This is a genomic window from Leifsonia poae (genome assembly GCF_020009625.1).
Classification (GTDB): domain Bacteria; phylum Actinomycetota; class Actinomycetes; order Actinomycetales; family Microbacteriaceae; genus Leifsonia; species Leifsonia poae_A.
This window is the reverse complement of record NZ_JAIHLP010000002.1, coordinates 624,441-638,906: the sequence shown is the minus strand read 5'-3', so window position 1 is coordinate 638,906 and position 14,466 is coordinate 624,441. Positions and strand designations below refer to the sequence as shown.

13 protein-coding genes are annotated in these 14,466 nt (G+C 66.4%); 10 read left to right on the top strand and 3 right to left on the bottom strand.

Features of this window, described 5'->3' with window-relative positions; translation table 11 throughout:
* The first annotated feature begins 38 nt into the window (after window positions 1-38).
* The 5 genes from K5L49_RS03760 (at window position 39) to K5L49_RS03740 (ending at window position 5,936) form a co-directional block, all read left to right on the top strand.
* Window positions 39-443 carry a preprotein translocase subunit YajC gene (locus K5L49_RS03760; RefSeq protein ID WP_223690676.1) on the top strand — a complete coding sequence of 135 codons (405 nt, stop codon included), beginning with the start codon at window positions 39-41 and terminating at the stop codon, window positions 441-443.
* Window positions 444-507: 64 nt separating this feature from the next.
* On the top strand, window positions 508-2,235 hold the full coding sequence (secD, locus tag K5L49_RS03755) for a protein translocase subunit SecD (protein ID WP_223690675.1): 1,728 nt from the start codon (window positions 508-510) through the stop codon (window positions 2,233-2,235).
* Window positions 2,235-3,251, top strand: coding sequence for a protein translocase subunit SecF (gene secF, locus K5L49_RS03750; protein ID WP_223690674.1), 1,017 nt, complete (start codon window positions 2,235-2,237; stop codon window positions 3,249-3,251). Before secD ends, secF begins: the two co-directional genes overlap by 1 nt.
* Before the next feature lie 9 nt (window positions 3,252-3,260).
* Window positions 3,261-3,614 carry a rhodanese-like domain-containing protein gene (locus tag K5L49_RS03745; RefSeq protein WP_374107671.1) on the top strand — a complete coding sequence of 118 codons (354 nt, stop codon included), beginning with the start codon at window positions 3,261-3,263 and terminating at the stop codon, window positions 3,612-3,614.
* Between the two features lie 69 nt (window positions 3,615-3,683).
* Complete coding sequence (locus K5L49_RS03740) at window positions 3,684-5,936, top strand: RelA/SpoT family protein (protein ID WP_223690673.1); 2,253 nt, start codon at window positions 3,684-3,686, stop codon at window positions 5,934-5,936.
* Here K5L49_RS03740 and K5L49_RS03735 read toward each other — a convergent pair.
* The 3 genes from K5L49_RS03735 to K5L49_RS03725 all read right to left on the bottom strand — a co-directional run bounded on the left by K5L49_RS03735 (window position 5,906) and on the right by K5L49_RS03725 (window position 8,680).
* Window positions 5,906-6,478, bottom strand: coding sequence for a type IV toxin-antitoxin system AbiEi family antitoxin (locus K5L49_RS03735; protein ID WP_223690672.1), 573 nt, complete (start codon window positions 6,476-6,478; stop codon window positions 5,906-5,908). The two genes, K5L49_RS03740 and K5L49_RS03735, sit on opposite strands and share 31 nt — an antisense overlap.
* A 92-nt stretch (window positions 6,479-6,570) precedes the next feature.
* Window positions 6,571-7,800: a DUF349 domain-containing protein gene (locus K5L49_RS03730; RefSeq protein WP_223690671.1), complete on the bottom strand. Its 1,230-nt coding sequence runs from the start codon at window positions 7,798-7,800 to the stop codon at window positions 6,571-6,573.
* Between the two features lie 103 nt (window positions 7,801-7,903).
* Complete coding sequence (locus K5L49_RS03725; protein ID WP_223690670.1) at window positions 7,904-8,680, bottom strand: peptidylprolyl isomerase; 777 nt, start codon at window positions 8,678-8,680, stop codon at window positions 7,904-7,906.
* A gap of 155 nt (window positions 8,681-8,835) precedes the next feature.
* On the opposite strand from K5L49_RS03725, the gene K5L49_RS03720 reads away from it, so the two are divergent.
* The 5 genes from K5L49_RS03720 to alaS all read left to right on the top strand — a co-directional run bounded on the left by K5L49_RS03720 (window position 8,836) and on the right by alaS (window position 14,464).
* Window positions 8,836-10,176, top strand: coding sequence for a replication-associated recombination protein A (locus K5L49_RS03720; RefSeq protein ID WP_223690669.1), 1,341 nt, complete (start codon window positions 8,836-8,838; stop codon window positions 10,174-10,176).
* Window positions 10,177-10,354: 178 nt separating this feature from the next.
* Entirely contained in the window at window positions 10,355-10,984 is a 630-nt protein-coding gene (gene rpsD, locus K5L49_RS03715; RefSeq protein WP_223690668.1) for a 30S ribosomal protein S4, read from the top strand.
* 109 nt (window positions 10,985-11,093) lie between these two features.
* Window positions 11,094-11,471, top strand: coding sequence for a DUF948 domain-containing protein (locus K5L49_RS03710; RefSeq protein ID WP_223695232.1), 378 nt, complete (start codon window positions 11,094-11,096; stop codon window positions 11,469-11,471).
* Between the two features lie 100 nt (window positions 11,472-11,571).
* Window positions 11,572-11,763 (top strand): hypothetical protein, encoded by a 192-nt coding sequence (locus K5L49_RS03705; RefSeq protein WP_223690667.1) that lies wholly within the window; start codon window positions 11,572-11,574, stop codon window positions 11,761-11,763.
* A 43-nt stretch (window positions 11,764-11,806) separates the two neighbouring features.
* A complete protein-coding gene (alaS, locus tag K5L49_RS03700) occupies window positions 11,807-14,464 on the top strand; it encodes an alanine--tRNA ligase (RefSeq protein ID WP_223690666.1) in 2,658 nt (885 codons plus the stop codon).
* The last annotated feature ends 2 nt before the right edge of the window (window positions 14,465-14,466 follow it).

Below are 14,466 nucleotides of genomic sequence, written 5' to 3'. Positions count from 1 at the left end.
CCATTCCCACAATCGCACCGGAAGGTTCGGCAGACTTCATGCCCATTGACCCCTTAACCATCGTGATGGTCGTCGTCCTGGCGGCGCTCATCTTCTTCATGTTCCGCAACAGCCGTAAGCGCCAGAAGGAACAGGCTGAGACGCGCTCGAAGATGGTCGCCGGCGCCGATGTCATGACCAACTTCGGCATGTACGGCAAGCTGCTGTCCGTCGATGAAGACGACAACACCGCTCTCGTCGAGACCACGCCGGGAGTCATCATCAAGGTGCACCGTCAGGTTCTCGCCCGCGTCGTCGAGCCCAAGGTCGACGAGCCCGCCGACGAGACGGAGCCGTCGGTGGCCGAGCTCAACCAAGACCACGCGATCCCGCTGTCCGAGCCGGAGTTCGGTGAGCGGATCGACGAGGCGCACAAGAAGCCCGGCGCCAAGAGCGACGACTGACCCATTCCCCTGTGTGCCCACGTCGATGCGACGTGGGCACGCTCGTAGAAAGCTGAGTACCTAGGTGGCAAAGTCGACCCCGGTCAAAAAAGCCTGGCGTTCACTGACGTGGCTCGGCGCTATCGTCGTCGTGCTTCTCGGAACGCTCACGGCGGGCGTCATCTGGAGCAACGCGACGTGGCTGCCCAAGCTCGCGCTCGACCTCCAGGGCGGCACCCAGATCATCCTGGCGCCGCAAGTCGAGAACGGTCAGACCGTTCAGCAGCAGCAGCTCGACCAGGCCGTCTCGATCATCCGCCAGCGCATCGACGCTTCCGGCGTCTCCGAGTCGGAGATCTCGACCGAGGGGTCGAGGAACATCGTCGTCTCGATCCCCGGCACGCCCGACCAGCAGACGCTCGACCGCATCAAGGCCAGTGCCAAGCTCGACTTCCGCGCGGTTCTCGCCGCGAGCGGGCCGACGAACGAGGTGGTCGGGGCCGACGGCAAGTCAACGCCGGCGCCGACTCCCGCACCGGGCCTGCAGTCCACACCGTCGACGAAGCCGACGAATGGCAGCGACCTCGCCTGGGTGACACCGGAGCTGCAGGCGCAGTTCGACGCGTACTCCTGCTCGTCCGAGGCGGCGAAGAACAACAACAGCGTCGCGCCGGCCGACAAGCCCCTCATCACCTGTGAAGACAACGGCTCGGCGAAGTACATCCTCGGGCCCGTCGAGGTCAAGGGTCAGGACATCAAGGATGCGAGCAGCGGCCTGGTGCAGAGCTCCAGCGGCGTGACGGGTCAGTGGGGCGTGAACATCGTCTTCAACGACGAGGGCACCAAGGCGTTCGCCACCGTGACAACCCGCCTGAACGGTCTGACCGGTGCGCAGAACCAGTTCGCCATCGTGCTCGACGGCAAGGTCATCTCGGCGCCGACGACGAACGCCGTCATCACCGACGGTCGACCCCAGATCACGGGAAATTTTACGCAGACCTCGGCGCAGACGCTCGCTGACCAGTTGAAGTTCGGCGCGCTCCCATTCTCGTTCAAGGTGCAGAGCCAAGACACGATCTCGGCCACGCTCGGCTCGACCCAGTTGTTGAGCGGGCTGATCGCCGGTTTGATCGGCCTGATCCTCGTCGCGATCTACACCCTTTTCCAGTATCGCCTTCTCGGGTTCGTCACGATCGTCTCGCTCGTGGTCGCCGCGGCCCTCACCTATCTGACGATCTCGTTGCTTTCGTGGCACTACGACTACCGATTGTCGTTGGCAGGTGTGGCGGGTTTGATCGTCGCGATCGGATTCACGGCCGACTCCTTCATCGTGTACTTCGAGCGAATACGTGACGAGTTGCGCGACGGGAGAGGTCTCGAATCCGCCGTCGAAGCGGGATGGAAGCGCGCGCAGCGAACCATCTACGCGTCGAAGGCCACCAACCTCCTCGCCGCCGTGGTGCTCTATGTCCTCGCTGCCGCCAACGTTCGCGGATTCGCGTTCACCCTCGGTCTGACGACGGTCATCGACGTTCTCGTGGTGATGCTGTTCACGCACCCGACCCTGCAGCTGCTGGCCAAGACCCGCTTCTTCAACAGCGGGAACCCGTGGTCGGGTCTCGACCCGCAGGCCCTCGGCGCTGTCTATCGGGGCGCGGCGCAATTCCGCAAGCCGGTCGATGTGAGCGTCGGCAAGGCCGCCAGCGCCGGCAAGGAAGCGGCTCGCCGCCAGACCATCGCCGAGCGCAAGGCCGCCGAATTGGCATCTGTCTCTTCGTCCTCTGATAGCAAGACCGGGGGGAAGGACTCCTGATGGCCAGTCGTCTCACGCAGTTCGGTAACGACCTCTACACCGGCGCACGCTCCTTCGACTTCGTCGGCAAGCGCAAGATCTGGTACGCCATCGCGGCGGTCATGATCATCGTCGCGATTCTCATCCCGGTTCTCAAAGGCGGATTCAACTTCAGCATCGAGTTCCGCGGTGGGTCGCAGTTCCAGATCACCAAGGTGGACGACACTTCGCAGGCGAAGGCGCAGGATGCGCTCTCCAGCGTGGTTCCGAATGCCGTCGCGCACGTCACGACGGTCAACAACAACTCGGTGCGCGTGCAGACCGACCAGCTCTCGGAAGAGCAGACCAAAGAGGTCGCGGACGCGCTGGCGAAGGCGTACAACGTTCCGATCACCGAGGTCGCCTCGACCTTCGTCGGGCCCTCGTGGGGTGCGGATGTGACCCAGCAGTCCATCCAGGGTCTCGTCGTCTTCCTGCTGCTGGCATTCATCGCGATGGCGTTGTACTTCCGAACCTGGAAGATGTCGGCCTCGGCGATCATCTCGTTGTTCCACGACCTCATCATCACGGCGGGGATCTACGCCCTCGTCGGGTTCGAGGTCTCGCCTGCCACGATGATCGGCTTCCTGACCATCCTCGGCTACTCGCTCTACGACACGGTCGTGGTGTTCGACAAGGTGCGGGAGAACACCAAGGAGGAGTTCGAGCTCACACGGCGCACCTTCGCCGAATCGGTGAACCTCGCCGTGAACCAGACCCTGGTGCGATCGATCAACACCGCCGTCGTCGCGGTGCTGCCGGTCGCCTCGATCCTGTTCCTCGGCGCCTTCGCGCTCGGCGCGGACACCCTGCGCGACATCTCGCTTGCGCTGCTCATCGGCATCGTCGTCGGCACGTACTCGACGATCTTCCTGGCCGCTCCGATGTACTCCCAGTTCCGGGAGGGCGAAGCCGCCGTCAAGAAGCATGACGCGAAGGTTCTCGCGATCCGCCCTAAGGCCGTCAAGCCCGAAGCCGCCGCGGTCGCCGCAGAGTAGGGGAGTGACGTGCCCGGTTCTTATCTCGACGCAGACGAGGTGAGCGCCGTGCGCGCCCGCGAACTCGTCGAGGCCGGCTCGGCCTGGCTGCTCGATGTCCGTGAGGGCTTCGAGTGGCAGGCCGGGCATGCCCCCGGCGCCCACCACATCCCGCTGGCCGAACTCGGGGCGCGTCTGCAGGAGCTTCCCGACGACGAGCAGATCCTGGTGATCTGCCACACCGGCGGGCGTTCGCGGTTCGCCACCGACGCCCTCAGACGAGCCGACTACCCGGCTGCCAACGTCGCCGGCGGAATGGACGCCTGGCAGTCGGATGGGGCGCCGGTCGTGCGCGACGACGGCTCGGCCGGAACGGTCTCCTGAGTGCCCGCTGTGACCCGCGGTCGGAACGTGGCCCGAGGACCGCGATAATGGGAGGCAGGAGGCGCGCACATGGTTGATACTTCGACACCGCAGACCGCTTCCCTGCGCCGTCTCGTGCCGCGCATCTTCTCGCGTGCTCAGCCGGCAGGAGCCGTCGACACGCTCATCCGCACGGTGCGTCTGCACCATCCCAAGGCCGACCTCTCGCTCATCGAGCGGGCGTACACGGTCGCCGAGCGCGCCCATTCCGGGCAGAAGCGCCGGTCGGGTGAGCCGTACATCACGCATCCGGTCGCTGTCGCGCAGATCCTCGCCGACCTCGGCATCGGGGCGAAGACGATCGCGGCGGCACTGCTGCACGACACCGTCGAAGACACCGACTACAAGCTCGATGAGCTGAGGGATGCGTTCGGCGACGAGATCGCCATGCTCGTCGACGGTGTGACCAAGCTCGACAAGGTCAAATACGGCGACAGCGCCCAGGCCGAGACGGTGCGCAAGATGATCGTGGCGATGTCGAAAGACATCCGAGTTCTCATCATCAAGCTGGCCGACCGGCTTCACAATGCCCGCACCTGGGGATTCGTTCCGGCGGCCTCCGCCACCCGCAAAGCCACCGAGACACTGGAAATCTACGCGCCGCTGGCGCATCGCCTGGGGATCCAGGCGATCAAATGGGAGCTCGAAGACCTGTCGTTCGCGGTGCTGTACCCCAAGCTGTATGCCGAGATCGAGAGCCTGGTGCGTCAGCGCACCCCGGAGCGCGAGCGCCTCGTGCAACAGGTGATCGATGCGATCAACGACGACCTCAAGGGCGCGAAGATCCGCGGCAAAGTCGTCGGACGGCCGAAACAGTATTACTCGATCTACCAGAAGATGGTCGTGCGCGGGCGTGAGTTCGACGAGATCTACGACCTGGTGGGCATTCGGGTTCTGGTGAACTCGGTGCGGGACTGCTACGCGGTGCTCGGCTCCATTCACGCACGGTGGACGCCGATGCCGGGTCGGTTCAAGGACTACATCGCGACGCCGAAGTTCAACCTCTACCAGTCGTTGCACACGACCGTGATCGGCCCGGAAGGGCGCCCGGTCGAGATTCAGATCCGCACCGAGGAGATGCACCAGCGTGCCGAGTTCGGCGTGGCGGCGCACTGGAAGTACAAGGAGCAGACCACCGGGAAGAGCTCGGGCGGTTCCGCGCTGGTCGACACAGACCTGGCGTGGCTCGCCCACATCTCCGATTGGCAGGCCGAGACGGCCGACCCGAGCGAGTTCCTCGACTCGCTCCGCTTCGAGATCGGCGCCAAAGAGGTTTACGTCTTCACCCCGAAGGGGCGCGTGATCGGTCTTCCGGCGGGCGCGACCCCGGTGGACTTCGCCTACGCCGTGCACACCGAGGTCGGGCACCGCACGATGGGCGCCAAGGTGAATGGACGTCTCGTCCCTCTCGAGAGCGTCCTCACCACCGGCGATGTCGTCGAGGTGTTCACCTCGAAGAACCCCGATTCCGGCCCCAGCCAAGACTGGCTCAACTTCGTCAAGAGCCCCCGCGCCCGCAATAAGATCCGGCAGTGGTTCACCAAGGAACGCCGCGACGAGGCGATCGAGCAGGGCAAAGATGCGATCGCCCGGGCCATGCGCAAGCAGAACCTGCCGTTGCAGAAGCTCATGTCGCAGGATGCGCTCTCCGAGGTGGCGTCCGTGCTCAAGTACGAAGACGTGTCGGCGCTCTACGCCGCGGTCGGCGAAGGGCACGTCTCGACCCAATCGGTGATCGAGAAGGTCGTCGCCTCGGTGCAGTCGGCCGCCGAGGGCGAAGCCGTCGAGATGGAGATCCCGGTCAAGGGCCGCTCCCGCCAGCTCCGCAACAGCGACTCGGGTGTTCTCGTGCGGGGCGCACCGGACATCCTCGTCAAATTGGCGAAATGCTGTACCCCGGTTCCCGGCGACCCGATCGTCGGCTTCGTGACGCGCGGTGCGGGAGTGTCGGTGCACCAGGCGGATTGCCGCAATGTGCAATCGCTCTTGCAAGAACCGGATCGCATGATCGAGGTGGAGTGGGCGCCGAGCTCGAAGAGCGTCTTCCTGGTGCAGATCCAGGTGGAGGCGCTCGACCGTTCCGGATTGCTCTCCGATGTGACGCGGGTCCTCTCGGAGTACCACGTGAACATCCTGTCGGCGACAGTGACGACTTCCAGTGATCGGCTCGCCCTCAGCCGTTTCGTCTTCGAAATGGGGGACACCACGCATCTCGATCGTGTGCTGAACGCCGTGCGTCGCATCGATGCGGTCTACGACGTGTACCGCGTCAGTGCCGGCTGACCCAGCGCCTCGAGCCGTTCGATCGCTCGCACGGTTCCCGGGGTGCGGGCGTGCCGCAGGATCTTCCTCCTGCAGCTCTCGGGCCCGACCCCGGCACGGTCGAGAAGCGCCCGGATCTCGGAGCTGAGCGAGTCGGTGAAGTGGGGTTCGGTTCGCAGCAGGTCGATCGCGGTGCGTGCCGGCGCGGTCACACGCGCGCCGCTGAGGCGGACGGTGTCGCCAGCCGACAGTGCCGTCTGACGGATGTCGAGCCGTAGCGCGACGGCTGTCGACCCTCGGCGGGGCGCCGTGACGCACACCTGAAGGGGGAGCGGCGGCTCCGGCCGGGTGCCGTGAATCCATGATGCGGTTCCGCGGTCGGCCACGGCGGAGCGCGGCGCGCTCAGCAGGAAGGCCGCCGCGCGGAGCTCCGCGTCGTCGGGGGTGTCGAGGGTCGCGAAGGCGTCAGCGACGCGGTAAAGGGCTCCGTCGAGGCGCAGGGCGCACAGCTCAGCCGCGGGAAGAGTCTCGGTGGTGAGGAGGCGAGGGAGGAGTGAAGCCATGCCCCCAGCATCCCGCGCCGTCGACCGGTGTCACCGGTGCGAGGGCGAGATGTGGAGAACCCTGCGCTGTGCAGAAGCCGCGTGATGCGGGGTCAGCCGAGGGCGTCGAGCCAGACCTTGCGGGCGGCGAGAGCCTCCTGCGCTTCCTTGATCTTGCGCTTGTCCCCGCCGGCCTCGGCCTCTTCGAGCTCCTGCTCGAGCTTGGCGATCGCGGCGGTGAGCTGGCTGGCCAGACCCTCGGTGCGGGCCTTCTTCTCGGGGTTGTTGCGCTCCCAGTGCTCCTCGTCCAACTTGCGGACGGCGGTCTCGACTTTGCGCAGTCGATCTTCGATGACGCGCACCTGGTCTCGCGGAACGCGGCCGATCTCGTCCCAGCGGCGCTGGATGGAGAGCAGCGCCGTTCTGGCCGACTCTCGGTCGGTGGCCTTGAGCAGCGGCTCGGCCTCGTCGAGCAGGGCGACCTTCAGCTCCAGATTGGCGCTGTACTCCTCGTTCTCCTGCGCATCGATCTCGGCCTTGGCGCCGTAGATCGCATCGCCGGCGGCCTTGAACCGGGCCCAGAGCGCATCGTCGTTGCGCTTGCCCGCGCGACCGGCCAGTTTCCACTGGTCGAGGAGCTGACGGTATTCGGGAACACCGTCGGCGCCGCGGGGGATGAGCGACTCCGCCTGCTCGATCAGCGCCGTCTTGCGCGAGCGCACATCGCGGTGCTGGCTGTCGAGGTCGGCGAAGAACGCTTTGCGGTTGTGCTCGATGGTCGACCGGGCCGCGCGGAATCGCTTCCACAGCTCGTTCGCCTCGTTCTTGGGGATGCGCGGACCCTCGTGCTGGTGGGTCTGCCACCGCGCGAAGAGAGCGTCCAGCGTGGATGTCGTCTGCTTCCACTGCGTGCGTGCGGGGTCTTCGGCGGCGAGGGCTTCGGCTTCGACGACGATGGCGGTGCGTTCGGCGACGGCCTGTTCGACGAGGGCCTTCGCCTCGGCGCTCTGCTGCTCGGTGAGCTCTTCGACGGCGCCGCCGAGCTTGTCGAGTCGTGCCGCGAGGGCGGCGAGGTCACCGACAGCGTTGGCGCCGGTGAGGTTCTCGCGCAGCGAGGCGACCGCTTTCGCGACATCGGCGGCGGGTGCGGCACGGCGGGCGCGCTGCTCCAGCAGACCGACCTGTCCGGCCAGGTCGGTGTACTTGCGTTCGAAATAGGCGAGCGCCTCTTCGGGAGAACCGTCTGGATACTGGCCGACGGCCCTCTCGCTATCGCCTTCGCGGACGAAGACGGTGCCGGTCTCATCGACACGACCCCACGGTTGCTGATCAGTAGTAGCCAAGAGCCTCACCTTGCTGACATGCGTTCCGAGCGGATGACCGCCCACAGTTGCGAATTAGCCTATTGCACACTCGCGCGGCGTGCAGCCGCGCGAGTCTCACCGGCTACTGGAGGGTGAAGCTGTCGATCTTCGTGGTGACCGCCGGTTTGCCGTCGGTCCCTCCGCCTTCGACTCCCTTGTCGGCTACGTCGGTGATGAGCGTGTCGAGCCCGCTCGTCACCGTGCCGATCACCGTGTAGCCGCCTGCCGTGTCGGCCGGGATCGTGGTGGTCTTGTACACGACGAAGAACTGGCTGCCCTGGCTGCTGGCATTGTTGCCCTGGCGGGCCATCGCGATGGTGCCGGCCGGGTACACATTGTCCTTCGGCGCGTTCTCGATGGGCCCGTAGGAGTATCCAGGTCCGCCGGAGCCGTCGCCCTTCGGGTCGCCGCATTGGAGCACGGCGAAGACGGGCTTGGTCGAGGTGGTCAGGCGGTGGCAGCTGAGCCCGTTGTAGAAGCCCTTCTGCGTGAGCGCGATGGTGGACGAGACCGCTTGCGGGGCCTTCGCGCCGTCGAGCGAGACACCGAGCGGGATGCCGTTGATGGTCAGCGTCCCTGTCCAGGTGCGGTCGCCGGCGAGTGTCTTGGCCGGGAGCGTGTATGTCTGGGCGGATGCCGACGGCGAGGCGGAGGCGCTCGGCTTGTTCGGTTTGGTGAAGTAGAGCAGCTGGGTGCCGACGGCGAGCACGAGCACGACGAGCAGGGCTACGGCCGCGATCCAGTTGTCGCGCACGCGGCGCTTGACCTTCGTCTCGTGCACGGTCTGGCGCGCCTGGTATGCACGCAGCCGTTCGCGGGCCTGCCGGGCTTCGCGGTCGTTCTGCTTGTTTGTTGCCACGTGAGTCCTCCGAGGGCGCGCCGTCGTGCAAAGAGTTGTGCGATCCGGCGCGCCACCGCCCGCGGGATCAGGATGAACCCTATTCGAACCGACTGTGCGCGACAAAGTCGCCGCTCCCAGATTTCGGTGTCGGCGGGAGCAACTAGCCTGGAGGCATGGTCGACGCGCAACCCGGACTCCGCACCGGGGCCACCCCTCTGGCGGTCCGGATGCGGCCGAAGTCGCTCGACGAAGTCGCAGGGCAGAAGCATTTGTTGCGGCCCGGTTCCCCGTTGGTCAGCCTGGCTACCGACCAGAGCGGCGAGACCGGTTCGGTCTCGGTGATCCTCTGGGGTCCGCCCGGAACGGGCAAGACCACGCTCGCGCAGGCAATCGCCCATTCCTCCGGTCGTCGGTTCGTCGAGCTCTCCGCCGTCACGGCGGGCGTCAAAGATGTGCGTCAGGTCATGGACGAGGCATTGTCGACGCGCGACCTCTACGGTGTCTCCACGGTGCTGTTCCTCGACGAGATCCACCGGTTCACCAAGGCCCAACAGGATGCACTGCTTCCCGGTGTCGAGAACGGCTGGGTCATCCTCGTGGCGGCGACGACGGAGAACCCGTCGTTCTCAGTGATCTCGCCGCTGCTGTCCCGCTCCCTGCTGCTCACGCTCGAGACGCTCAGCGACGACGACCTCGGCACGGTCATCGACCGAGCGGTGGCGGACGATCGGGGTCTCGCCGATCTCTACACGCTCGCCCCCGAAGCACGGGCTGTGATCGTGCGCCTCGCGTCGGGGGATGCGCGACGCGCGCTCACCGCGCTCGAGGCCGCCTCGGTGAGCGCCGCGTCGTCGACCCCGGCCACCTCGAAGAAGAAGCCGGTCATCACGGCCGAGCTGGTCGCCCAGGCGGTCGACCGCGCACTGCTGCGCTACGACCGCAACGGCGATGAGCACTACGACGTGATCAGCGCGTTCATCAAGTCGGTGCGGGGGTCGGATGTCGACGCCTCGCTGCACTACCTCGCGCGGATGATCGAGGCGGGGGAAGACCCGCGTTTCATCGCCCGCCGCATCATCATCCTCGCTTCGGAAGACATCGGCCTGGCCGATCCGCAGGCGCTCGTCGTCGCGGTGGCGGCAGCCGACGCGGTGCAGCTGATCGGGATGCCGGAGGGGCGAATCCCGTTGGCTCAGGCCGTGGTCCACCTGGCCACCGCTCCCAAGTCGAACGCGGCGTACATGGCGCTCGACGCGGCGATCGCCGATGTGCGGGCCGGCCGCATCGGCCGCGTGCCGAAGCATCTGCGCGACGCCCACTACGCCGGTGCGAAACGCCTCGGACACGGCAAAGGCTACAAGTATCCCCACGACGATGCGCTCGGCGTACTGCAGCAGCAGTACCTGCCCGATGAATTGCGTGACACCACGTACTACGAGCCGACGGAGCACGGTAACGAACGCGAGGTCTCCGCGCGCCTCGCCAAGCTGCGTCGGATCGTGCGCGGGCTGTAGCAAAGGTTCTGCTAGACTCGGCGGGCCTAGAAATGTGTTTCGCGTGCGGCTGCGTCGACACACGTTCTCGAAGGGACAGGCCCTGTAGCCGGGCGTCCTCGGCACCATCCCTCTAATTTTGCAGGACGATCCTGTGTGCCTGCGTTCACACTGTTAGAGAGACAACCGAAAGGAACTCGTGTCTACCAAGTCACGTACCCGTAGCAAGACCCGCCTGTCGCGGTCGCTGGGCATCGCCCTGACCCCGAAGGCCGCCAAGTACCTCGAGAAGCGTCCGTACGCTCCCGGTGAGCACGGCCGCACCAAGCGCAAGGCCGACTCGGACTACGCCGTTCGTCTGCGCGAGAAGCAGCGTCTGCGCGCCCAGTACGGCATCCGCGAGAAGCAGCTGAAGATCGCGTTCGAAGAGGCCCGTCGCACCCAGGGCCTGACCGGTGAGAACCTGGTCGAGCTGCTCGAGATGCGTCTCGACGCCCTCGTGCTGCGCGCCGGCTTCGCCCGCACCACGGCGCAGGCGCGCCAGATGGTCGTGCACCGCCACATCCTCGTCGACGGCAACATCGTCGACCGTCCCTCGTTCCGCGTGAAGCCGGGTCAGCTGATCCACGTCAAGGCGCGCTCCGAGGGTACCGAGCCGTTCCAGGTCGCCGCCGCCGGCGGTCACGTCGACGTTCTTCCGAAGACGCCGGCCTACCTGGACGTCGAGCTCGACAAGCTGCACGCCCGTCTCGTTCGTCGCCCGAAGCGCGCCGAGGTTCCCGTGACGTGTGAAGTCCAGCTCGTCGTCGAGTACTACGCGGCCCGCTAGGGTTCGCAACAGACACCCGGAACGGGGTCGTGGCTTCGGTCACGGCCCCGTTTCTCTGTATTCTTGACCAGCCGGGCACCGACCGGTTCGAAGAATGGATGGTGATCACGTGTCGGGTGGCGACATCGCAGGACTGATCGCGGCGGTCGTCTTCGCCGTGCTCGTCGGATTCATCGCGATCCCGCTCGTGAAGTTCGGACGCGTGCTCGACCAGACCCGGCAGGCCATCAAGGACGCGAGCGACGGCATCACGCCGATCCTCGACGAGACGGCCACGACGCTCCAGGAGACCAATAAGCAGCTGGCCCGGGTGGATGTGATCACCAAGAACGTCGCGGATGTGACCGGGAACGTGTCCGCCCTCGTCGCGCTCTTCGCCGCCACCGTCGGCGGTCCGCTCATCAAACTCGCCGGGTTCAGTGCCGCGGTGCGCGCCGCGTTCCGGGCGGGCGGAGGCTCACGGCGTTCGCGCGGGGGCACGCACTAAACTGACCGGGGTGCGCGGGCGCAGGCAGAGTGATCCGCCCGCAGCCCGCATCCATCCACGGAGCGAATCCGTGGAGCTATTCCATGAGGGAGTTATGGGTATGAAGAGTTTTCTCTGGCTCATCGTCGGTGTCGCACTCGGTTTCGTCGTGGCGCACAAGATGAACGAGACTCCGCAGGGCAAACAGTTCTTCGGCACGATCGACAAGAAGGCCCGCGACTTCGGCACGGCCGTCTCCGACGGCTACCGCCAACGTGAGGCCGAGCTGCGATCGGCCATCGACGGCGACTGAACCCCACCCTTTCCCTCCTTCCGACCTCGAACAACCGGAACCCATGCAGACTGCTGAAATCCACCGCCGTTGGCTCGACTTCTTCGCGAAGCGCGAGCACACGGTCGTCCCCTCCGCCTCGCTCGTCAGCGACGACCCGACTCTGCTGTTCACCGTGGCCGGGATGGTGCCGTTCGTGCCCTATCTCACGGGTCTCGTTCCGGCGCCGTTCCCGCGGGCGACGAGCGTGCAGAAGTGCATCCGAACGCTGGACATCGACGAGGTCGGCAAGACGCCGCGCCACGGCACCTTCTTTCAGATGTGCGGCAACTTCTCGTTCGGCGACTACTTCAAGGAGCAGGCGATCACGTTCGCCTGGGATCTGCTGACGACACCGGAGACCGATGGCGGTCTCGGGTTCGATCCGAAAGATCTCTGGGTCACCGTCTACGAAGACGACGAGGAGGCCCGCGAGATCTGGCGACGCGTCGCCGGACTGCCCGAGGAACGCATCCAAGGGCTCGGGATGGACACCAACTACTGGTCGACGGGCCAACCCGGCCCGGCCGGCCCCTGCTCGGAGATCTTCTTCGACCGCGGCCCCGCCTACGGCATCGATGGCGGTCCGGCCACCGACGACGACCGCTATGTGGAGATCTGGAACCTCGTGTTCATGCAGTATCTGCGCGGTGAGGGAACGGGCAAGGGCGACTTCGAGATCCTCGGAGACCTGCCGAAGAAGAACATCGACACCGGCATGGGTCTGGAGCGGGTGGCCTTCCTCAAGCAGGGCGTCGAGAACATGTACGAGATCGACCAAGTGCGGCCGGTGCTCGACCGTGCGGCCGAGCTCGCCGAGAAGACGTACGGCGCGGTCCACGAGGACGATGTGCGCCTCCGAGTGATCGCCGACCACGTGCGCAGCGCGCTCATGCTGATGTCAGACGGTGTCACGCCGTCGAACGAGGGGCGCGGCTACATCCTGCGCCGGCTGCTGCGGCGCACGGTGCGTGCGATGAAGCTGCTCGGCGTGGATCACGCCACCTTCCCTGAACTGTTCACGGTGTCGCGCGATGCGATGAAGGCGGCGTATCCGGAGGTCGCGAGCGACTTCGCCCGGATCTCCCAGCTGGCGTATGCGGAGGAGGAGACCTTTCTGCGCACGCTCGTCGCGGGAACGGGCATCCTGGACACCGCCGTCGCGAACACGCAGCGGGCGGGCAAGAAGGAGCTGGCAGGCGACACTGCATTTCTGCTGCACGACACCTACGGTTTCCCGATCGACCTCACGCTGGAAATGGCGGAGGAGGCCGGCCTGAGCGTCGACCGCAGAGCGTTCGACACGCTCATGACCGATCAGCGGACGCGCGCCAAGGCCGATGCCAAGGCGAAGAAGACCGCCCTCGCCGACCTCTCGGTCTACAGTGCGTTCCGCGCGCTGGGTGAGACCGTCTTCACCGGCTACACGGAGTTGCAGACGGAGTCGAGCATCCTGGGTCTCATCGTCGACGGCGCCGCGGTTCCGACGGCGACGGAGGGGCAGATCGCCGAGGTCATTCTCGCCGCGACGGCGCTCTACGCCGAGTCCGGTGGTCAGGATGCCGACGCCGGAACGATCGTCGGGCCCGGCTACGAGCTGGAGGTCCTCGACGTGCAGAAGCCCGTCAAAGGGCTGATCAGCCACAAGGTGCTCGTGCGTAACGGTGAGGTCGGGGTCGGCTCGCCGGCGACCAGTCTCGTCGACGGCGACTACCGTCGCGGCGCTCGGCAGGCGCACTCCGGAACACACATCATCCACGCGGCGCTGCGCCAGGTGCTCGGCCCCAACGCCCACCAATCGGGGTCGTACAACAAGGCGGGCTATCTGCGCCTCGACTTCTCCTGGAATCAGGCGCTCTCCGCCGAGACCCGCACCGAGATCGAGGAGATCTCCAACAACGCCATCCGGAAGAACCTCGAGGTGAGCACCCGCGAGCTGCCCCTGGCCGAGGCCAAGGCGCTCGGCGCGATGGCCCTGTTCGGTGAGAAGTACGGCGAGACCGTGCGTGTGGTCGACATCGGCGGCCCGTGGTCGCGCGAGCTCTGCGCGGGAACCCATGTGACCTCCAGCGCCGAGATCGGCATGATCAACCTGGTGAGCGAGTCGTCCGTCGGTTCGACGAACCGCCGGGTGGAGTCGCTGGTCGGATTGGAGGCCTTCCGCGACCTCGCTGTGGAGCGCACGATCGTCTCCCAGCTCTCCGGCAGTCTCAAGACGCCGCGCGAGCAGCTCCCCGAGAAGATCGCCGACCTCCTTGCCAGCCTCAAGACGGCCGAGAAGCGGATCGCGGCGTTCGAGGCGCGTGCGGTGCTCGACAAGGTTCCGTCACTGCTCGACGGTGCTGCTCGGCATGGGGCCGTGACGCTGGTGGCCTCCGACGCCGGCACGCTCAACTCGGCCGACGATCTGCGTCTGCTTGCGACGACCGTGCGTGAACGACTCGGCTCGGATCCGTCCGTCGTCGCGCTCGCGGCGAGGGTCGGCGAGAAGCCGGTGGTCATCGTGGCCACGAACCAGGGAGCCCGCGACGCCGGCGTGAACGCCGGGACGCTCGCGAAGACGGCCTCCGGCGTTCTCGGCGGCGGCGGCGGTGGAAAGGCCGACCTCGCCCAGGGCGGCGGAGCCGACATCGACGCGATCCCGGCGGCGCTCAGTGCGGTGACGTCGGCGATCGGCGGGTAGGG